Consider the following 21,899-nt stretch of genomic DNA (forward strand, 5'->3'; position numbering starts at 1 on the left):
TGCTCCAGGTTATCCGCCCTACGGTTCAACAACGCAACAAACGTCCGTGGAGGCGGTATCACCAGCGCGCCGCCAGAAACTCCGCCACGCGCCGGAAATACCCCTCCACCTCCGGCACCAGGTTGCCCATGCGCAGGAAATCGTGGGTCATCCCGCAGCAGCGCTCGGCCTCCACTTCCACGCCCTGCTCCACCAGTGCATGGGCATAGGCCAGGCCTTCGTCCAGCAACGGATCGAACTGGGCCGCGAACAGCAGTGCCGGCGCGCTGCCTTGCAGGGCGGCACCGGCGTGAACCGGCGAACAGCGCCAGTCGCTTCGCTGTGCCACGTTGGGCACGTACTGCTGGTAGAACCAGTCCAGGCTGGCCGTCTCCAGCAGATAACCTTCGGCGAACAACTCCTGGGATTCGCTGCGTGCACCGGCATCCGCCGCCGGATAGAACAGCAGCTGGGCACAGGGTTGTTCGGCGCCCTCGCCCGCCAACTCGGCACAAAGCACCGTAGCCAGCGTGGCACCCGCGCTGTCGCCGCCCACGGCGAGGCGGCGCGGATTCAGGCTGAGGCTGGCAGCCGAGCCCAGCAGCCAGTTCCAGGCATCGCGCGCATCCCGGTTCGCCGCTGGGAACGGCGCTTCCGGCGCCAGGCGGTAACCGACCGAAATCACCGCGCAAGCGCAATGCTGGGCCAGCAGGCGACACAGCCCGTCATGGGAGTCCAGGCTGCCGACCGTGTAGCCGCCCCCATGGAAGTACAGGATCGCCCCGTCGCCGGCCCCCACGGGTCGGTACAGGCGAACCGGCAGCTGCCGGCCTTCGCGGGCCGGGATCAGTAGCGCTTCCACCGGCATTGACGGCGCGCCGGCCTTGAGCGATTCCGAGGAAGCCTCGAAGTCCTGCCGCGCCTGCTCCACCGGCAGTTCGTGCAGCGCCGGGCGACCCGTGCGGCGACCATCGTCGACCATGTCCAGGAAGGCGGAAATCTCCGGGTGCAGCATGCCAACCTCTTTCATCAATGCGTTCATACCGTGGCCTGCTCCTTGCGCGCGCCGCTTTCCACCTGGGCGCAGCAATGGCTGATCACCCCTTCCAGTTCCATGCGCAGCTGCGCCATCAGCACCTCGATGCGCGACGGGCGGAACACCCGGCGGCTGAACATGCAGCGCAGGGTCAACTCGCCGTCGTAGACCTGGCCGACGATCTCCAACCAGTTGTTCATCGGCGTGCTGGCGGCATAGGTGTCGCCGGGCTTCTCCTGCAGCGGCACGAACAGCGCCTGGTCATCGAAGCTCTGGTCGAACTGGCCGAGGTAGTTGAAGGTGACCCGAGGCTCCGCGCGGGCGGCGAGTTGTCGGCGCAGCGCGCTGTCGCCCAGATAGCGCAAGGCGCCGTAGCCAATGCCCTTGTCCGGCACCGCGCGCAGCTGCTGGCGGATCGCCGGGATGGCCTGGGCGTAGTCGCCCTGCCCCGGCGTCAGGCGCAGCGGGAACAGGCTGGTGAACCAGCCCAGGGTGCGGCTGTGATCGACCGCGTCGAGGATGTCCTCGCGGCCGTGGCCTTCCAGGCCGATCAGCACCGACTCGCTGTCGCACCATTGGCACAGCGTTCGGCCCAGCGCGGTCAGCAGCAGGTCGTTGATCTGCGTGCGATAAGCCTCCGGCGCCACCTTCAGCAGGCGTTGGGTCTGCTCACGGTCCAGGCGCAGGAACAGTTGCTCCAGGTGCGCCATGCGCTCGGCGCCGCGCGGGTTGTCGCGCTGCGGCTCGCCCAGGCCCTGGGTTTCGGTCTGCTCCAGCCAGTACGGCAGGTCGCCTTGCGCCAGTTGGCTGTCGGCGTATTCGCGCAGCCCTTCGGCCCAGGCCCGGTAGGCGCTGGTGCGTTCCAGGCGCGGAGCCGGTTCGCCAATGAGCTGAGCCGCGTAGCGCTGTTGCAGCTCATCCAGCAGGATGCGCCAGGACACGCCGTCCACCCCCAGGTGATGGATCACCAGCAACAGGCGCTGGGTGCCATCGGCCATGTCGGTGAGCACGCCGCGCAGCAGCCGGCCTTCGCTCAGCTCCAGGCTGCGCTGCGCCTGGTTGGCGATCAGCAGCGCTTCCTCGGCATTCGCCGCCTGACGCTGCCAGAGCAGCGCGCCGGTGATCTCGCTGGCCTCGCGATAGCGCTGGCGCCATACGCCGTCCGCGCCACGGGCGAAGGACAGACGCAGGCTGCCGTGCTCGGCCAGCAGGCCTTGCAGCGCCGCTTCCAGCGCCTGCGCGTCGAGACGCTGGCGGCACTCCAGCAGCACCGCCTGGTTGAAGTGGTCGGGCTCCTCCAGCGGCTGCTCGAACATCCATTGCTGGATCGGCACCAGACCGAAGGATTCGCCGTCATCAGCGACCTCCACGACTGTTATCGGCGTTACCTCTGCCACGCTCTCGGCGCGCTCCAGCAGGCCGGCGATGGTCTGGTACTGCAGCAGGTCGCGCAGGCGGATTTCCACGCCCTCGCCCAGCGCCTGGCGAGCGCGGGAGACGATCTGCAGGCTGAGGATGGAATCGCCGCCGAGGTCGAAGAAGTTGTCGCGGATGCCCACACGCTCCACCTGCAGCACGTCCTGCCAGATGTCGGCCAGGGCCTGTTCGCGCTCGTTGCGAGGCGCTTCATACGCTTCACCCTGCCAACTCGGTTCGGGCAGCGCCTTGCGGTCGATCTTGCCGTTGGGCGACAGCGGGAAGCGCGCAAGCTTGAGGATCTGCGCCGGCACCATGTAGTCCGGTACCTGCTCGCGGAGGAAGCTGCGCAGAGTATCGCCTTCCGCTTCACCCACCACGTAGCCGACCAGTTGCTTGCCGCTGATACCGTCACGCGCAACCACCAGAGCCTCGCTGACCTGCGGGTGATCCTGCAGGCGTGCCTCGATCTCACCCAGCTCGATGCGGAAGCCGCGGATCTTCACCTGGTGGTCGATCCGCCCGACGTAGTCGATCACCCCATCGGCGCGGCCGCGTACCAGGTCGCCGGAGCGGTACAGGCGTCCGCCGTTCGTATCGAACGGATCGGCGACAAAGCGCTCGGCGGTCAGGCCGGCCCGCTCGTGGTAACCGCGCGCCAGACCGTCGCCGCCGATGTACAGCTCACCGGCCACGCCCAGCGGAACCTGCCGCAGTTGCTCGTCGAGGATGTACAGCCTGCGCGCACCGACGCCCTTGCCGATGGGCGCATAGGCGGCATCGCAGGCCGTGGCGCGGTCGGCCTTCCACAGCAGCGGCGTGACCACGGTTTCCGTGGGGCCGTAGCCATTGATCAGATGTTCGGCGCGCAGCGCGCGTTTGGCCAGTTCGAAGCTGGCATTGGGCACCGCGTCGCCACCGAAGCAGTAGATGCGCACCGGCGGCGGGTTGCCGTCACGCAGGGCATGCTCGGCCAGCTGTTGCAGGTAGACCGGCGGGAAGGCGGCGACACTGACCTGCTGGTCGTGCAGCACGCGGTACGTCTGCTCCGGGGTCCACAATTCATCGCCACGCAGCACCAGGCTGCCACCGTGGACCAGGGTGGTCAGCCAGCGCTCGTGGGCGCCGTCGAAGGCGAAGGACATGAAATGCAGCTCGCGGGTCGCCGCGTCCATCCGGTACAGCTCGCCGATGGCCGCGCAGTGCATGGCCAGCGGGCCGTGGCTGACCGCCACGCCCTTGGGCTTGCCGGTGGAGCCGGAGGTGTAGATCAGGTAGGCGAGGTTTTCCGGCTCCAGGCCCACCACCGGCAGATCGCTGTCTTCGCCAGAAAGATCGAGGCCATCCAGCTCCAGGCACTGCACCCCCGCAGGCAACGGCAGGCGCTCACGCAGGCGGCTGTCAGTTATCAGCAACGCAATGCCGGCGTCGCTCATCTGGAATTCCAGGCGCTCGCGCGGGTACTCGGCGTCCAGCGGCACGTAGGCACCGCCGGCCTTGAGCACCGCCAGCAGCGCCAACGGAATGCGCACGCTGCGCGGCAATGCCACGCCGACCCGGACTTCCGGGCCTACGCCCAGCGCCATCAGGCGATGGGCCAGGCGGTTGGAGTCGCGCTCCAGCGCCGCGTAGTCGATTTCCTCATCGCCGCAGATCAGCGCCACCTCATCGCCGCGCAGAGCGGCCTGACGCGCAATCGCCAGGTGCACCGGCTCGGCTGGCGGCAGCGTCTGGTGCGGGCCACGGCAGGCGGCCAGGGCCGCGCGGTCGTTGGCTGACAGGCATTGCAGCTCGCCGACGCGCTTGCCCGCGCCATGCAGCAGGCTGTCCAGCACCTGCTCCATATTGCCGCGCAGCCGTGCCACGGCCGGTGCGCTGAAGTGCGCGCGCAGGTAATGGTATTCGATCTCCAGCCGGTCGCCGACGCGCACGGCCAGGTCCATCGGGATACTGGTCTCGTCCTTCGACTTCAGCTCGCCGAAGCGCGGTCCCTGGGCGTTGCGCAGTACCTCGTCGACCGGGTAGTTCTCGAACACGATGATGCTGTCGAACAGCGCCTGCCCGGCCTGGCCGGCCCAGCGCTGGATGTCGTACAGCGGCGTGTGCTCGAACTCGCGCACGTCCAGGTTGTAGGCCTGCAGCTCGCGCAGCCAGTCGCCCAGGTCAGCCTGCTCGGCCGGCGCCTGGACGATGGGCAGGGTGTTGATGAACAGGCCCAGCAGGCTGTCGGCGCCGGCCAGTTGCGCGGGGCGGCCGGCCACGGTGGCGCCGAAGGCGACGCGCTGCTGCCCTGTGTAGCGTTGCAGCAGGAGAATCCACGCCGCCTGCACCAGGGTATTGAGCGTCACCCGTTGGCTGCGGGCGAAGGCTTTCAGGCGCTCGGTGGCCGCCGCGTCGTAGCGGCTGTACTCCAGGCCGTGACCGCTGCCTTCGGCCGGGCGCGCCAGGCTATCGGCCAGCACGGTGGGCTGGGCAAAGCCGTGCAGGCGCGCGATCCAGAAGTCCTGCGCCTGCTGCTGGTCCTGGGCTTGCAGCCAATGGATGTAGTCGCGGTAGCGGCCCTGCTCGGCGATGGTCTCGCCGTTGTAGCGACGCAGTGCCTCGGCGAACAGCTGGGCATTGCTCCAGCCGTCGAGCAGGATGTGGTGATGGGTATAGACCAACTGGTGGCTGGCCTCGTCGCTACGCACCAGTACCAGGCGCAGCAGCGGCGGACGCTCCAGGTCGAAGCTGCGGCTGCGTTCGGCAGCGGCCAGTTCGTCCAGCGCGGCGGCCAGGTCTTCGCGACCACGCCAGTCGAGCACCTCCAGCGGCAACTCGACGTGTTTGTGCACGGCCTGCACCGGCTTGTCGAGGCCTTGCCAGTGCACGCCGGCCCGCAGGTTGTCGTGGGCATCCAGCGCGGCCTGCCAGGCCGCGCGGAAGCGCTCGACGTCCAGCCCCTGCACTTCCACGCGCAACTGGTTGACGTAGACGCCGCCTTCGCTGCCGTCCACGCCGTGGAACAGCATGCCCTGCTGCATGGGCGACAGCGGATAGAGGTCTTCGATCCCGGCCGGATCCAGGCCGAGGGCGGCGAGTTGCACCGCGTCCGGCGCATCGATGGTCGCCGCGGCTGCCGGCGTTTCTTCGGCAACGTGGTCAGCGGCCACACGGGCCAGGGCTTGCAGCGTCTGGTGCTGGAACAGGTCCTTGGGGCTCAGTTGCAGGCCGGCGGCGCGGGCGCGGCTGACCACCTGGATGGAGACGATGGAGTCGCCGCCCAGCTCGAAGAAGTTGTCGTCCAGCCCGACACGCTCCAGGCCCAGCACGGCGCACCAGATGGCCGCCAGGGTCTGTTCGCGCTGGCTTTCCGGCGCACGATAACGCTTCTGCAACAGGCTGAAATCCGGCTCCGGCAGCGCCTTGCGGTCAAGCTTGCCGTTGGGCGTCAGTGGCATGCGCTCGAGCAGGACGATCTGCGCGGGGACCATGTAGTCCGGCAGCTCTTCCAGCAGCGCGGCACGCAGATCAGTCTCGATCTGCCCCGTCACGTAACCGACCAGTTGCTTCACCGCTCCTGCGTCGCGGGCGATCACTACCGCCTCGCGCACGCCGGGCTGGCCGAGCAGGCGTGACTCGATCTCGCCCAGTTCGATACGGAAGCCGCGAATCTTCACCTGATGGTCGAGGCGGCCGAGGTACTCCAGCACGCCGTCGGCACGCCAGCGCGCCAGATCGCCGGTGCGGTACATGCGCGCATTGGCATCCCTACTGTAGGGATCGGCGACGAAGCGTTCGTTGGTCAGTTCCGGGCGCCCGTGGTAGCCGCGCGCCAGGCCGTCGCCGGCAATGTACAGCTCGCCGGCCACGCCAATGGGGGCCGGTTGCAGCTCGCCATCGAGAATGTACAGCTGGGTGTTGGCGATGGGCTTGCCGAGCAGCGCACGGGCGCCCTTCTCGATCCTCCAGGCCGCCGACCAGATGGTGGTTTCGGTGGGGCCGTAGAGGTTCCACAAAGCATCAGTTTGTGCCGTGAGCTTGTCCGCCAGCTCGGCGGACAGCGCCTCGCCGCCGCAGAAGAAGCGGCAGCCGGTCAGGCGCGGGAAGTCCTCGTGACCACTGAGCAGGGTCCAGGTGCTCGGGGTCGCCTGGATCACCGTCACGCCCTGCTCCAGCGCAACACCGAGCAGGCGCGACGGGTCGCGGGCAACATCGCGGTCCACCAGTACCACACGCCCGCCCACCAGCAGCGGCAGGTACAGCTCCAGCGCGGAGATGTCGAAGGACAGCGAAGTCAGCGCGAGCACGCGGTCCTGCGCCTCCAGGCCCGGCTCGCGGGCCATGCTGAGCATGAAGTTGACCACGCCACCATGGCGCACCGCGACGCCCTTGGGCTTGCCGGTGGAGCCGGAGGTGTAGATGACGTAGGCCAGATCATCCGGCGTCGCGAGGTTGTGCAGGTCGCTGTCGGCGTAGCCCTCCAGCTGCGCCCAGTCGCGGTCCAGGCAGAATGCGCGGGCGCCTGTCTGCGGCAACTCGCCGAGCAGGTGCTGCTGGGTCAGCAGCAGGCGTACGTCGCCGTCTTCGAGCATGTGCGCCAGGCGTTCGGCGGGGAATTCCGGGTCCAGCGGCACATAGGCGCCACCCGCCTTGAGCACGGCGAGCAAAGCCACGGGCAGTTCGACGGAACGCTCCAGGGCCACGCCGACGCGGCTATCCGGGCCGACGCCCTGCTCGCGCAGCCAGTGCGCGAGGCGGTTGGCGCGGCTGTTGAGTTCGGCGTAAGAGAAACGGCGCTGGCCGTCGGTGAGCGCCACGTCAGCGGGCGAGCGCTGTACCTGCTGTTCGATCAGCTGGTGCAGGCAGGCCTCGCGCGGGTAGTCCATCGCGGTGTCATTCCAGCCGTAGAGCAACTGCTCACGCTCGCTGCCATCGAGCAGCGGCAGGCGCGCCACCGGGCAGTGCGGGTCGGCCACCAGGCCGCGCAGCAGGTTGAGGAAGTGCCCGGCGAGGCGCTCGATGGTCGCCGCGTCGAACTGGTCAGTGGCGTACATGAACTGCCCGCGGACCTGGCCGTCGCGGCTTTCCTCGGTGTTCAGGGTCAGGTCGAACTTGGCAATCCCGCTGTCCAGCTCCAGGCTTTCCAGCTGCAGGCCGCCGGGCAGCTCGCGCAGGGCATCGCGGCGGCTCGGCTGGTGGTTGCAGGCCACCTGGAACAGCGGGTTGTAGCTCAGGCTGCGCTCGGGCTGCAGCGCATCCACCAGTTGCTCGAACGGCAGGTCCGGGTTGGCCTGGGCGCCCAGCACGGCTTCCCGGGTGCGGGCCAGGAACGCGCTGAAGGATTCGTCGCCGTCGATGCGCGCGGGCAGTACCTGGGTATTGACGAAGAAGCCGATCAGCCGTTCGCTCTCGGCGCGGCCACGGCCGGCGATGGGCACGCCGACGCGCAGCTCGCGCTGGCCGCTGTAGCGCGACAGCAGCAATTGATAGGCGGCGAGGATCAGCATGAACAGCGTGGCGCCCTGCCCGCGCGCCAGGTCGCGCAACGCTTCGCTCAATTCGCGCGGCAACTCGAAGTCGAAAGTGGCGCCGCGGTAGCTCTGCACCAGTGGCCGCGGCCGGTCGCCCGGCAGGGTCAGCAGCAGGGATTCGTCGCCCAGCTGCTGCTTCCAGTACGCCAGCTGCCGCTCGCCCTCTCCGGCCGCCAGCCACAGGCGCTGCCAGCGGGCCATGTCGCTGTACTGGATCGGCAGCTCGGCCAGGTCGGCTTTCGCGCCCTGCACCTCGGCGCTGTACAGCACGGCGAACTCGTCAATCAGCACACCGATGGACCAGCCATCGGCAATGATGTGGTGCAGGTTCACCAGCAACAACGCTTCACCCGGCAGGCGCGCCAGGTGCAGGCGCAGCAGCGGGCCTTCGGCCAGGTCGAAGGAGCGTTGCGCGCAATCGTTAAGCCATTGCCGTGCCTCGGCTTCGCTACCGAAATCCTTCGCCTCCAGATGCGCCGGTCCCGGCGGCAGGATGCACTGCATCACCTCGTCATCTGCCGCTATACCCGGCCCACCTTGCGGCGGATGACGCTGCGCGTCATTCGCCCTACCAGAGCGGTCTTCTGCCGAGCGCAGAACCTCGCCAGCCGGCTCCCGTAGGGCGCATAACGCGCCAGCGTTATCCGCCGAGGCAAGGTGCCCGGGTTGTGCTGAGCGGAACACCGTACGCAGGCTCTCGTGGCGCGCGATCAGCGCAGTGAAAGCACGCTCCAGCGCGCCCTCGTCCAGCTCGCCGCGCAGGCGCACGGCGGCCGGGATGTTGTAGGCGGCGCTGTGCGGCTCCATCTGCCAGAGGAACCACAGGCGCGCCTGGGCCGCCGAGAGCGGCGCGTACTCGCGACCCTCGCGGAGGATCGGCAGACGCGAGAGGCTCCCGCCCTTCTCACGAAGCTGACGCAGGAAGACGATCTGCTTGTCCTCGGGCAGCGCGCCAAGGCGCTCCGCGACCTGTTTCAGCTGGGCGTCCATCGGGTGGGTCATTACAGGTTCTCCAGCTCGCCGAGCAGTTCATCCATCAGGTCCAGTTCCTCTTCCGCGCTGGCGGAGCTTGCCCGCTGGGTTTCGATCCAGGCGGCCAGCGCCTCGATATTGCTCAGCTCGAACAGGCGATGCAGCGGCAGCTCAAGGCCCAGCCGCTGCCGCAGGGTCAGGCCAACCTGGGTGAGCAGCAGCGAATGCCCGCCCAGTTCGAAGAAGTCGTCGTGCAGGCCAACGCGATCCACCTGCAGCACGTGCTGCCAGATACCGGCCAGCTCGACTTCCAGATCACTGCGCGGCGCCACGTACTCGCGCAGGCGCTCGCCCAGTTGCGGGTCCGGCAGGGCCTTGCGATCCAGCTTGCCGTTGGGCGACAGCGGCATGGCGTCGAGGGCGATGATCCGCGACGGCACCATGTAGTCCGGCAGCTCGCCTTGCAGCGCCTGGCGCAGGGCTTCAGGCTCGGCGCTGGCGACCACGTAGGCCAGCAGCACGCCGTCCTTCGCCACCACCACCGCTTCGCTGACCTCCGGCTGCGCTTGCAGGCGGGCCTCGATCTCGCCCAGCTCGATGCGCAGGCCGCGAATCTTCACCTGGTGGTCGAGGCGCCCCAGGTACTCGATGGCGCCGTCTTCGCGCTGGCGAGCCAGGTCGCCGGTGCGATAGAGGCGTTCGCCGCTCCCAAAGGGATCAGCGACGAAGCGTTCAGCGGTCAAGCCGGGGCGCGCGTGGTAACCGCGCGCCAGACCCACGCCGCCAATGTACAGCTCGCCCGCCACACCTTGCGGCACCGGCTCCAGGCGCTCGTCCAGCAGCACCAGGCGCAGGTTGTCGATGGGCCGGCCGATGGGCACGACGTGCCGCGCGTTGTCTTCATCGCAGGCCCAGAAGCTGACGTCGATCGCCGCCTCCGTCGGGCCATAGAGGTTGTGCAGCTTTGCGCTGCTGCGCTGGCGGAACTGCTGTTGCAGCTCGTAAGGCAGCGCCTCGCCGGAGCACATCACCTGCAACAGCGACGGGCAGCGCTCCAGTTCGCCGGAAGCGACGAAGGCCTGCAGCATCGACGGCACGAAGTGCAGCGTAGTGACCTGCCCCGCCTCGATCACCTGGCGCAGTGCCGCCGGATCGCGGTGCGCGCCGGGCGCAGCCACCACCAGCGCCGCACCGGTCATCAGCGGCCAGAAGAACTCCCACACCGACACGTCGAAGCTGAACGGGGTCTTCTGCAACACGCGGTCGGAGGCGTCCAGCGCGTAGGCTTTCTGCATCCAGTGCAAGCGGTTGACCAGCGCGCGATGGCTGTTGCCGGCGCCCTTGGGTTTGCCGGTAGAGCCGGAGGTGTAGATCAGGTACGCAAGATTCTGCGGGCTGCCGGCGATGGCCGGGTTCTGCTCGGAGGCCTCGGCGATCTCGCTCCACTGGCTGTCCAGGCAGATCAATCGGACGTCGCTCGCCGGCAAGCGATCGCGCAGGTGTTGCTGGGTCAGCAGCAGACCCACGCCGCTGTCGCTGAGCATGTGTTGCAGGCGGTCCTGCGGGTAGTCCGGGTCCATCGGCACGTAGGCGCCACCGGCCTTGACGATGCCCAGCAGGGCCACCACCAGTTCCAGCGAACGCTCGGCGGCCACGCCGACCAGCACATCCGGCCCGACGCCCTGGCCTCGCAGCCAATGCGCGAGCTGGTTGGCGCGGGCATTGAGCTGGGCGTAGCTCAGGCGCTCGTCAGCGAACTGCAGGGCCAGCGCATCCGGGGTCGCGGCAACCTGGCGCTCGATCAGCTCCTGCAGCTGCACATCAGCCGGGAACGTCGCCTCGGTGTCGTTGAAGCGTTGCAGCAGCGCGTGGCGCTCGGCGTCGGCCAGTTGGCTGACCCGGCCCAGCGGGCGTTCGGCGTCTTCCACCAGGGTCAGCAGCAGGTGCTCGAAGTGGCCACGCAGTTGCTCGACCTGGCTCGCGCTCAGGCGGTCGGCGCGGTAGGTGTAACGCACGTCCAGCTGTTCGCCAGCGCTGGCCACCAGGGCCAGGGCGTAGTTGGTGCCGTCCACCGGGTGGTGGCCGAGGATGCGCAGCTCATCGTTGCCCGAAGACGCCAGGGCTGCATCCATGGGGAAGTTCTCGAACACGATGAGGCTGTCGAACAGCGCCTGCCCACCGCGGCCGGCCCAGCGCTGGATGTCATACAGCGGCGTGTGCTCGAACTCGCGCACGTCGAGGTTGAAGGCCTGCAGCTGGCGCAGCCAGTCGCCGACGCGCTGCGCGTCATCCGGGCTTTGCAGGATCGGCAGCGTGTTGATGAACAGGCCGAGGCTCTCCTCCGCCCCCGGCAAGTTGGCCGGTCGCCCGGCCACGGTGGCGCCGAAGGTGACGCTGCGCTGGCCGCAGTAACGTTGCAGCAGCAACGCCCAGGCACCCTGCACCAAGGTGTTGAGGGTGATGCGCTGGGCCTGGGCGAAGCGTTGCAGCGGTGCGCTGTCGAGGCGGCTGCGCAGTTCGCGCAGTGGCTCGTCGCGGAACCCGGCGTTGCAGGCGGTGGCCAGCAGGGTCGGCTCATCGAAGTCTTTCAGGTGTTCGCGCCAGAAGGTCTCGCCCGCAGCGCCATCCTGGGCGTGCAGCCAGGCGATGTAATCGCCGTACTGTGCGGCGGGCACCGGCAGTGTTTCGCCACGGTAGAGCGCGAGCACTTCGCCGATCAGTCGCGCGCTGCTCCAGCCGTCCAGCAGCAGGTGGTGGCAGGTCCAGATCAGGTGGTAGCGGCGCTCGCCCAGACGTACCAGCGCCAGGCGCTGCAGCGGTGGCTTGGCCAGGTCGAAGCCGAGGTTGCGCTGGGCGTCAGCCACTTGCTCCAGCTGCTGCTCGCCGACCGGCTGATCGCGCCAGTCGAAGGACTGTACCGGCAGCTGTACTTCGCGCAGGACGAACTGCAGCGGCGCCGCATCCGCACTGGCGAGGAAGCCGGTGCGCAGGTTGGCGTGGCGCGCAATGACCGCGCGCCAGGCGTCGAGGAAGCGGGCTTCATCGAGGCCGTCGAGGTCGACGCGCAGCTGGTTGACGTAGAGCGAGGAGCCCGGCACGTCGAGGGCGTGGAACAGCATGCCCTGCTGCATCGGCGACAGCGGATAGAGATCGTCCACGCCGGCCGGCAGCGGCAGTGCATCGAGCTGTTGCTGGTCGAGTCCAAGCAGCGGCACATCCTTTGCGCCAAGCTTGTAGGGATGGCTCAGGCAATAGGCGACCAGCGCCTGCAGCTCGGCGCGCAGCAGCGCTTGCAGCTCGTCGATGGCGGCGGCGTCGAACATGGCGCTGCTGTAGGTGACTTCCAGGCTCAGCTCGCCGCCCAGCACACGACCGGCGTAGACCAGTGCATTGCCCAGCGCCGCATTCAGCGGTTGGCTGCGGCCGACGCCTTCGAAGGCCGGCAGGAAGTCGGCATCGGCAAACGCCTGGTCGAGCTGGCCGAGGTAGTTGAAGGTCACCTGCGGCGCCGGCAGGTCACGCAGGCTGGCCGCGTGCTGGCTGAGGTAGCGCAGTTGGCCGTAACCCATGCCGGCGCGCGGCAGGTTGCGCAGATGTTCGCGGGTGGCACGCAGGTCCGCGCCCGGCTCGCCGCCGGCTTGCAGGCGGATCGGGTACAGCGCGGTGAACCAGCCCACGGAACGGCTCAGGTCCAGCGCCGCTTCGCCGTCGAAGGCGTCGCGGCCGTGGCCTTCCATCTCCACCAGCGCGGAGGTTTCGCCGGTCCAGGCACACAGGGCGCGGGCCAGCGCGGTGAGCAACAGGTCGTTGATCTGCACGCGCTGCGCCTTCAGTGCCGGACCGAGCAGTTGACGGGTGGTGTCGGCATCGAGGCTGAAGCGTGCGTTGGCGGCCTCCTTCCAGGTGGCAGGGGCGTCGCTGCGGGCGCGGGCCAGACGGGGTGCATCACGCAGTTCGCCTTGCCAGTAAGCCAGCTCGGCAGCGACTTCGGCGCTGTTGGCGGCCGCCTGCTGGCGGGCGCTCCAGGCCTGGTAGCTGTCGCTGCTCGGCAGCGCTGCCGGAGTGCGCCCGGCGCGCAGTTCGCGGTAGGCGGTCTGCAGGTCCTCCAGCAGGATGCGCCAGGACACGCCATCCACCGCCAGGTGGTGGATCACCAGCAGCAGGCTCTCGCCACCCTCCTCGAGGGTGACGTGCATGGCGCGCAGCAGCGGGCCATTGGCGATATCCAGACTGGCCTGGGCGTCGTCGCACAGACGTTCCAGGGTGCGGGCGTCGGCGGCACGGCGGCGCCACAGGAGGGTCATGTCCAGCGGCCCCTGTTCCGCGTAACGCTGGCGGCTGCCATCGAAGCGCAGGCGCAGCGCGTCGTGCTGGCCGACCAGCCAGTGCAGGGCGCGGGCCAGGGCATCGCCATCCAGGGCTTCGCGTGGTTGCAGCAGCAGCGCCTGGTTCCAGTGGTGACGTTGGGCGCTCGGTACGCGTTCGAAGAAGCGCGTCTGTACCGGCGACAGGGCCACCTCGCCGCTGACGGCGGCCACCGGAGCCGGTGCCGCCGCGGCAGCCGGCGCACGGCTTTCCAGCCACTGCGCGAGCTGGCGGACGCTCTGCCGCTCGAACAGCTGTTTCGGGCTGAGCTTGTAGCCCAGCTTACGGATGCGCGCGATGATCTGCAGGCTGAGGATGGAGTCGCCGCCCAGTTCGAAGAAGTTGTCCTCGGCACCGACGCGCTCGACCTTCAGCACCGCCTGCCAGATATCGGCGATGCGCTGTTCCAGCTCGGAGATCGGTGCGCTGTCCAAAGGCTTGGCAGCCGTCTCGACACGCGGCAGGGCCTTGCGGTCGACCTTGCCGTTGGCGTTCAGCGGCAGGCAATCCAGCAGCATCAGCTGGGCCGGCAGCAGGTATTCGGGGACTTCGGCGGCCAGGCTTTCACGCAGACTTTCAATGCTCTGCCCTTCTGCAACGGCCCAGGCCAGCAGCTTCATCGGGCCGTCGCCTTCACGCTCGGCCAAGGCCACGGCATCACGCACGCCGGGCAGGCGCTTGAGCGCTTGCGCCAGTTCGCCTGGCTCGACGCGGTAGCCACGGATCTTCACCTGGTCATCCACGCGGCCGAGGAATTCCACGGCGCCGCGACGATTCAGGCGCACGCGGTCGCCGCTGCGATACAGGCGCTCGCCTTCGATCTCCACGAAGCGCTCCGCCGTCATTTCCGGCAGACCGAGATAGTCCAGGGCCAGACCGGCACCGCCGATGTACAGCTCGCCCGGCACGCCCGGCAGCAGGTCACGACCATTTTCGTCGAGCACGCGGATAGCGGTGTTGGCCAGCGGCGTACCGATGGGCAGGCTGGCCGCCGGCAGATCATCCACCAGCGACCATTCGTGGGTCAGCACGCCAACGGTGGATTCGCTGGGGCCGTAGTGGTTGACGATGCGCAGTCGCGGGGCCAGCTCGCGGATGGGTTGCAGCAGCGCGCGGTCGCAGGCTTCACCACCCACCACCAGCAGACGACGCGGCAGCACAGCAGCGGCATTGGGCGCGGCAGCCAGCAGGCCGGCGAGGTGGCTGGGGACGATCTTCAGCACATCCACTTCACGCATGAACTGCGAGAAGCGTTCGGCGTCGGCCACCGCCTGTGCATCGGCCAGGTGCAGACGGCCACCGCCGCACAGCGCGCCGAACAGCGTGGTATGACCGAGGTCGGCAGCCACCGAGGAAACCATCCCCATGCCCAGGCCCTGGGCACGGCCCTGGTCCAGTTGCAGGCGTTCGAGCACGGCCTGTACATAGTTGGCCAGCGCCGCGTGGCTGACGCGCACGCCCTTGGGCTGGCCGGTGGAGCCGGAGGTGAAGATGACGTAGGCGGCCTGCTGCGCGTCGATCCCGCGCGCGGGCGCTTTATCGCTGCCCTGCTCCGGGCCACCCACAGATATCAACGAGGCTGCTTCACCGAAGGTTTCCAGCAGCGCAGGCTCACTCACCAGTACGCGGCCGATAGCGTTGTCCTGGATCAGCTGACGCAGGCGTTCAGCCGGTTGCGCCGGGTCCAGCGGCACGTAGGTGGCGCCGGCCTTGAGCACGCCCAGCAGCAGGAGCACCCACTGCGCGCTGCGCTCCTGGCAGATGGCGACGCACTCGCCCTGCTCCACACCGCTGTCGATCAGCGCGTTGGCCAGGCGATTGGTGCGCGCATCCAGCTCGGCATAGCTGTAGCGCACGCCCTCGTCCTGCAGCGCGATGGCATCCGGTTGCGCGGCGGCCTGCGCGGCGAACAGCGCGAGCACGTCCTGCTGCGGCCACTGGCGCGCTTCGCCACGACGACGCGAAGCGACCGGGCGCGGCAGCTCGCCGAGAGCACGCTGCGGCTCGGCACACAGCTGGCGCAGCAGGGCTTCGAACTGGCCGGCGATGGCAGCGACGCTGTCCTCGTCGAACAGGTCGCGGGCATAGACGAAGCTGCCGCGCAGCTCGTCGCCGGCGACACCATTGGTGTCCAGCGCCTCGGCCATGTCCAGGGCCAGGTCGAAGCGCGCGCCGTATTGTTCCTCGCTGAACAGTTCCAGCTTCAGCGACCCGGCGTCGGGCAGGCGGCTGACGTCGAAGCCGAAGTTGAACTTCACCTGCACCAGCGGGTTGTAGGCCAGGCTGCGCTGGGGTTGCAGCGCTTCCACCAGCTGTTCGAACGGCAGATCCTGGTTCGCCTGTGCGCCCAGCGCCAGCGGTTTGAGGCGAGCCAGCAGCGCGGCGAAGGATTCATCGTCGGCAAGCTGGCAGGGCATCACCTGGGTGTTGACGAAGAAGCCGATCAGCCCTTCGGTTTCCAGTTGCTGACGGTTGGCGATGGGCACCGCGACGCGCAGGTCACGCTGGCCGCTGTAGCGCTGCATCAGTACGGCATAGGCGCCGAGCAGCAGCATGAACAGGGTGACGTCCTGCTCGCGGGCCAAGTGCTTAAGGCGCGCGCCGAGGCCAGCGTCCAGGCTGAAGCCGAGGCTGCCGCCGCGGTAGCTCTGCACGGCCGGGCGCGGCCGGTCGGCGGCCAGTTCCAGTACAGGCGTCTCGCTATGCAGTTGTTCGGTCCACCAGCCCAGCTGGCGCTGGCCCTCCTCGCCCGCCAGCAGCTCGCGCTGCCACTGGGCGTAGTCGGCGTACTGCACCGGCAGCGCCGGCAGTTGCAGTTCCTCGCCAGCGGCGAAGGCGCCGTAGAGACGGCTGAACTCGTCCACCAGCACGCGGATCGACCAGCCATCGGAGACGATATGGTGCATCGTCAGCAGCAGCACGTGGTCGGCGTTGGCGAGCTTGATCAGGGTCAGACGCAGCAGCGGGCCTTTGCGCAGGTCGAACGGACGCTGGGCTTCTGCCTCGGCCAACTGGCGGGCAGCAGCTTCGGTATCACCTTCAGCGGACAGGTCCACTCGCGCCAGGTCCAGCGGCCGGGCCGGCTGGATACGCTGGAAGGCCTGGCCGTCCACTTCATCGAAGGTGGTGCGCAGGGTTTCATGGCGTGCCACCAGGGCATCGAAGGCACGGCGCAGCGCAGACTCATCCAGCTCGCCGCGCAGGCGCAGGGCGCCCGGCACGTTGTAGGCGGCGCTGGCCGGCTCCATCTGCCAGAAGAACCACAGGCGGCTTTGGGCGGCGGACAGCGGCAGGTCGCCGTCCCGGGCGATGGCCCGCAGCTGCGGGCGGGCACTCGGGCTCAGCGCACTGAGCCGGCCGGCGAATTCGTCCAGGCGGCTGGCCTCGAACAGATCGCGCAACGGGACTTCGCAGCCCAGGTCACGGCGCAGGCGGGAGATGACCTGCGTGGCCAGCAGCGAATGGCCGCCCAGCTCGAAGAAGTCGTCCTCGCGGCCTACGGCCGGCACGCCCAGCACTTCGGCCCAGACAGCCGCCACTCGGCTTTCCAGGCCGTCTCGCGGGGCTTCGGTGGTGCTGGCTTCGTCTTGTGGCTCGGGCAATGCCTTGCGGTCGATCTTGCCGTTGGCATTGAGCGGCATCTGCTCCAGCACGAGGACGCGCGACGGCACCATGTAGTCCGGCAGCTGTGCGCGCAGCGCAGCTTTCAAGGAATCTTCGGCGAGGGCTTCGCCGGTGACGTAGCCCAGCAGGCGCTTGCCGCGTTCGCTGTCACGGGCGATCACCGCCGCTTCGCGTACGCCGGGCAGCGCACGCAGGCGGGCTTCGATCTCGCCCGGCTCGATACGGAAGCCACGGATCTTCACCTGCTGGTCAACGCGGCCGAGGTAGTCCAGCGCGCCGTCTTCACGCCAGCGCACGCGGTCGCCGCTGCGGTACAGGCGAAGGCCGTCGGCATAGGGGTCGGCGACGAAACGTTCGGCAGTCATGCCGGCGCGCTGGTGGTAGCCGCGAGCCAGGCCATGCCCGCCGATGTACAGCTCGCCGGCCACGCCGCGCGGTAGCGGTTGCAGGCGATCGTCGAGGATGTACAGGCTGCGCTCGCCGACCACCTCGCCGATGGGCGCGTAAGCGGCGCCGCATGCGGTGCGCGCATCGGCCTTCCAGAGCATCGGGGTGACCACGGTTTCAGTCGGGCCATAGCCGTTGATCAGGTATTGCGGTTTCAGCGCCTGGTGCGCCAGCTGGTACGCTGCTTCCGGCACGGCATCACCACCGAAGCAGTAGATGCGCATGCTCGGCGCGTGGCCGTGGATCGTCGCTTGTTCGGCCAGCTGTTGCAGGTAGGCCGGCGGGAAGGCGGCGACGCTCACTGCATGACGGCGCAGTTGCTCGAGCGTCTGTTCGGCGGTCCACAATGCGTCGTTGCGGATCAGCAGGCTGCCACCGTGGGACAGAGCGGTGAGCCAGCGCTCGTGGGCGCCGTCGAAGGCGAAGGACATGAAGATCAGTTCGCGATCTTCGCTGGTCATCGCGTAGCGCTGGCCGATGGCGCGGCAGTGCGCGGCGATCTCGCCGTGGGCCACGGCAACGCCCTTGGGTTGGCCAGTGGAGCCGGAGGTGTAGATCAGGTAGGCAAGGTTCTGCGCTTGGATGCGCACCAGCGGGCGCACCGCCAGGGCATTGCCGAGGTCAGCCTCTTCCAGTACCAGGCGCTCGATGCCAGCGGGCAGAGGCAGGCGCTCGGCCAACTGGGCGTTGGTCAGCAGCAGGTCGACGCCGGCGTCCTGCATCAGCCAGGCCAGGCGCTCCTCGGGATAGTCGACGTCCAGCGGCAGGTAGGCGCCGCCGGCCTTCATGACAGCCAGCAGGGCCAGCGGGATGTCCACGCCACGCGGCAGCGCCACGGCAACCCGACGTTCCGGGCCGATACCGCGCTGGATCAGGCGTTGCGCCAGACGGTTGGAGCGATCCTCCAGCTCGGCGAAGTTCACTTCGCGCTGCTCGTCGATCAGCGCAACCTTGGCGGGATGACGGCGGGCCTGGGCGGCGATGGTCTCGCTCAGCGCCTCGAACGCTGGCGCGTCACCGGCCACGGCGATGCTCCAGTCGCGGGTGGGCAGCCAGTCGCGGGCGTCCAGCACGGCGTCGGCATTCATCTGCGGCAAGGCGCGCAGCAGGTCGAGGAAGTGCCCGACGAGGCGCTGCATGCCCGCGGCGGCGTAGCGCTCCTTCGCGTAGCAGAAGCTCACGCGCAAAGAGTGATCGCCTTCGCGGACACGCAACACCAGATCGAACGGGGTTTCCAGGTCGAGCTGTTCCAGCGCTTCCACGCTGACGCCCGGCAGGCCGTTGCCGGCGCGTGGCTGCCACTGGTGGTCGAAGGCCACCTGGCAAAGCGGATGGCGGCCGTGGCCACGTTCGGGCTGCAGGGCTTCCACCAGTTGTTCGAACGGCAGGCCCTGGTGCGCCTGGGCTTGCAGCAGGTCGTCGCGTAGCTGGCGGAGCACGCCACGCAGGCTGGCGCCTTCGGGCAGCTCGCTGCGCAGCACCAGCAGGTTGACGAAGAAGCCGACCAGTCGCTCGCTGTCGAGCTGTTCGCGACCGGCCTGGGTCAGGCCGATGCGCAGGTCGTGCTGGCCGCTGTAGCTTTGCAGCAGCAGGTTGTAGGCGCTGAGCAGGAGCATCGGCAGGGTCGCGCCGTGCGCCTGGGCCAGGCCGCGCAACTTCGCGGTCAGGTCGGCGTCCACTTCACGCTCGATCAGCTCGGCGCTCTGGCCTTTTCCGCCGGTGGTGAAGGGCAGTTCCAGCGGCGCATGCTGGGTGCCCAGGCGTTCGCTCCACCAGTCCAGCAGGCGCGTTCCCTCACCCGCTTCCAGCTTGTTCTGCTGGGCGGCGGCGAGGTCGAGGTACTGGCGCGACAGGACCGGCAGCACCGGTTCGCGTTGTTCGACGATGGCGCGGTAGCACTCGGCGAACTCGTCCAGCAGCAGATTCAGCGACCAGCCGTCCGCGATGATGTGGTGCACGCAGAGCAGCAGCGCCTGGCGGCCGCCGCCGAGGTTCTGCAGGCGCAGGCGCAGCAGCGGGCCGGCGGCCAGGTCGAACGGCTGCGCGGCAAAGGCATCGGCGTCCTCGCGGGCGGCGATGTCACGGCGTGCATTGCCCAGGGAGCTGAAGTCGCTCTCGGTCAGCTCGACCTGGCTCATGTCGGACAGGCTCAGCGACACCTCGCCGTCCGCCTGCTCGATGAAGCGGCTGCGCAGGGTTTCATGGCGGCCCAGCAGCACCGCGAAGGCTTGCTCTACCGCTGGGCGGCGCAGCTCGCCGCGCAGGTTCATGCGTCCGGCAATGTGGTAGACGGCGCTTTCCGGCTCGAGCTTCCAGAGGAACCAGAGGCGACGCTGGGCCGGCGAGAGGGGCAGCAGGCCGTCACGCGGAACCTGCGCAATGACTTCGGTTTCGCTGGTCGGCAGTGCCGCCAGTGCAGCGACGAAGGCACCCAGTTCCGGCGCTTCGAACAGCAGGCGCAATTCCACGGCGCGGCCGAGACGTTCGCGCAGGCGCGCCATCAGTTGGGTGGCCTTGATGGAGTTGCCGCCCAGGGCGAAGAAGTTGTCGTCACGGCGGATCGCCGGCAGTTCCAGCACTTCGCTCCACAGCGCGGCGATGGCTTGCTCTTGGGCGGACAACGGCGCGACCGGCTTGGCATTGGCGCCATCGCTGATCGGCTCGCCGGCACGCTGGATCGCGTAGGCCTGAAGACTGCCGTCCAGCAGCTGGGCACGGCACGCCGAGCGCTGCAACTTGCCACTGGAGGTTTTGGGCAGTGCGCCGGGTTCCAGCAGCGCCACCACCAGCGGCGCCTCCTGGAAGGTTTCCGCCACGGCGGCGGAGATGGCCTTGGCCAGCGCCTCGGCGGAGATCAGCTTGCGCACGCTGCGCCCGACCTCGGCGGCGATGCCGATGCCGTCGCGGCCCTGGTGTTCGATGGCGAAGGCGGAAACCCGGCCCTTGCGAACCAGGTCCACCTCTTCCTCGACGCAGCGTTCCAGATCCTGCGGGTAGAGGTTCTGCCCGCGGACGATGAGCATGTCCTTGAGGCGGCCGGTAACGAAGAGTTCGTCGTTGTGCAGGAAGCCCAGGTCGCCGGTACGCAGCCAGGTGCGACCTTCCTTCTCGACGAAGGTGCGCGCGCTGGCTTCCGGATTGCGCCAGTAGCCGAGGGCGACGCTGGGGCCGCTGCTCCAGATTTCGCCGACGCGGTCCGGGCCGAGGGTTTCTCCGCTCACCGGGTCGACCAGTTGCACGTCGTGGTCCGGCTGGGTGCGGCCGCAGTTGATCAGCGAGGTACCACGACCCGGGCGGGCGATATTCTCGCCCAGGGCGTTGAGGTCGACTTCCAGCTGCACAATGCCTTCGCCACGCACGCCGCCGGTGACGAACAGCGTCGCTTCGGCAAGGCCGTAGCAGGCGTAGAAGGAAGAGGCGTCGAATTGTGCCGGGGCGAACCAGGCGGCAAAGCGTTCCAGGGTGTCCGGGCGGATCGGCTCGGAGCCGGAGAAGGCCACGCGCCATTTGCTCAGGTCGAGGCCTTCCAGGGCGGATTCGTTGACCCGCTCGCAGCACAGTCGATAGGCGAAGTCCGGGCCGCCGCTGACGGTGCCACCGAAGCGCGCGATGGCTTCCAGCCAGCGGCGCGGGCGCTCGAGGAAGTAGCGCGGGGACATCAGCACGCACTCGATACCGCTGTAGATCGGCTGCAGCAGGCCACCGATCAGGCCCATGTCGTGGAACAGCGGCAGCCAGCTGACGATCACGTCGTCGTCGCCGATGCCGAAGCCGTGACGGATCAGGCGCTCGTTGGCGACCAGGTTGCCGTGGCTGACCTGCACGCCCTTGGGCGTCGAGGTGGAGCCGGAGGTGTACTGCAGGAAGGCGATGTCGTCATCGGCCAGCTCGGGCATCTGCCACTCCACGGCCAGTGCCGGGTCGGCCTGATCCACCGCCAGCAGCATCGGGCTGTCGCCGTTCTCGCGCTCGCACGCCGGGCGCAGCGCTTCGATCAGCGTGGAGTCAGTGAGCACCAGACTGGGCTCGGCGTCATCGAGGATCGAGCGCAGGCGCGCCAGGTGCTGCGGGCGCACCGATTCCGGCGGGTAGGCCGGCACGGCGATGATCCCCGAGTAGAGGCAGGCGAAGAATGCGGTGACGTATTCAGGACCGCTGGGCAATAGCAGCACGGCGCGGTCGCCCTGCTGGCCGTGGCGCAGCATCCAGGCGGCCATGGCACGGGCACGCTCGTCCAGCTCGCGGAAGCTGATGGGCTGTTCGAGGTTCTCGGCGATGAATCGCAGGGCAGTCTTGCGCGGCATTTCGCAGGCGCGTTGCAGCAGGGCCTCGACCAGGTTTCCTGCGGCTTCGTAACGGTCGTTCATGACATCACCTGTTCTGGCGGCGAGTGCGTGGGCGCTCGCCGGAGGAAATTCTTGGGACTTACCGGCGCCCGTGCCTGGCATGGGCTTTCCCGGTACTCCAAACTGTTCCCTCTCCCTTCAGGGAGAGGGAGCTATCCGTGCCGGCCTTTACGTCCGGCGCACTCCTGATACATCCATCTA

The 21,899-nt window shown here is 68.6% G+C and carries 3 protein-coding genes; all 3 read right to left on the reverse strand.

The genetic code is table 11. The features are described 5' to 3' along the window. Window positions 1–58: 58 nt before the first annotated feature. The 3 genes from FAS41_RS07120 to FAS41_RS07130 are packed head-to-tail and all read right to left on the reverse strand — an operon-like array spanning window position 59 to window position 21,719. Entirely contained in the window at window positions 59–1,021 is a 963-nt protein-coding gene (locus FAS41_RS07120; RefSeq protein ID WP_138520903.1) for an alpha/beta hydrolase, read from the reverse strand. Continuing rightward, window positions 1,018–8,946: a non-ribosomal peptide synthetase gene (locus FAS41_RS07125; protein WP_138520904.1), complete on the reverse strand. Its 7,929-nt coding sequence runs from the start codon at window positions 8,944–8,946 to the stop codon at window positions 1,018–1,020. The genes FAS41_RS07120 and FAS41_RS07125 overlap by 4 nt, the downstream gene beginning before the upstream one ends. After that, window positions 8,946–21,719, reverse strand: a complete 12,774-nt coding sequence (locus FAS41_RS07130) for a non-ribosomal peptide synthase/polyketide synthase (protein WP_138520905.1) — start codon at window positions 21,717–21,719, stop codon at window positions 8,946–8,948. Before FAS41_RS07130 ends, FAS41_RS07125 begins: the two co-directional genes overlap by 1 nt. Between the last annotated feature and the right edge of the window lie 180 nt (window positions 21,720–21,899).

Source organism: Pseudomonas nicosulfuronedens, from assembly GCF_005877905.1.
In the GTDB taxonomy this organism is placed as follows: domain Bacteria; phylum Pseudomonadota; class Gammaproteobacteria; order Pseudomonadales; family Pseudomonadaceae; genus Pseudomonas; species Pseudomonas nicosulfuronedens.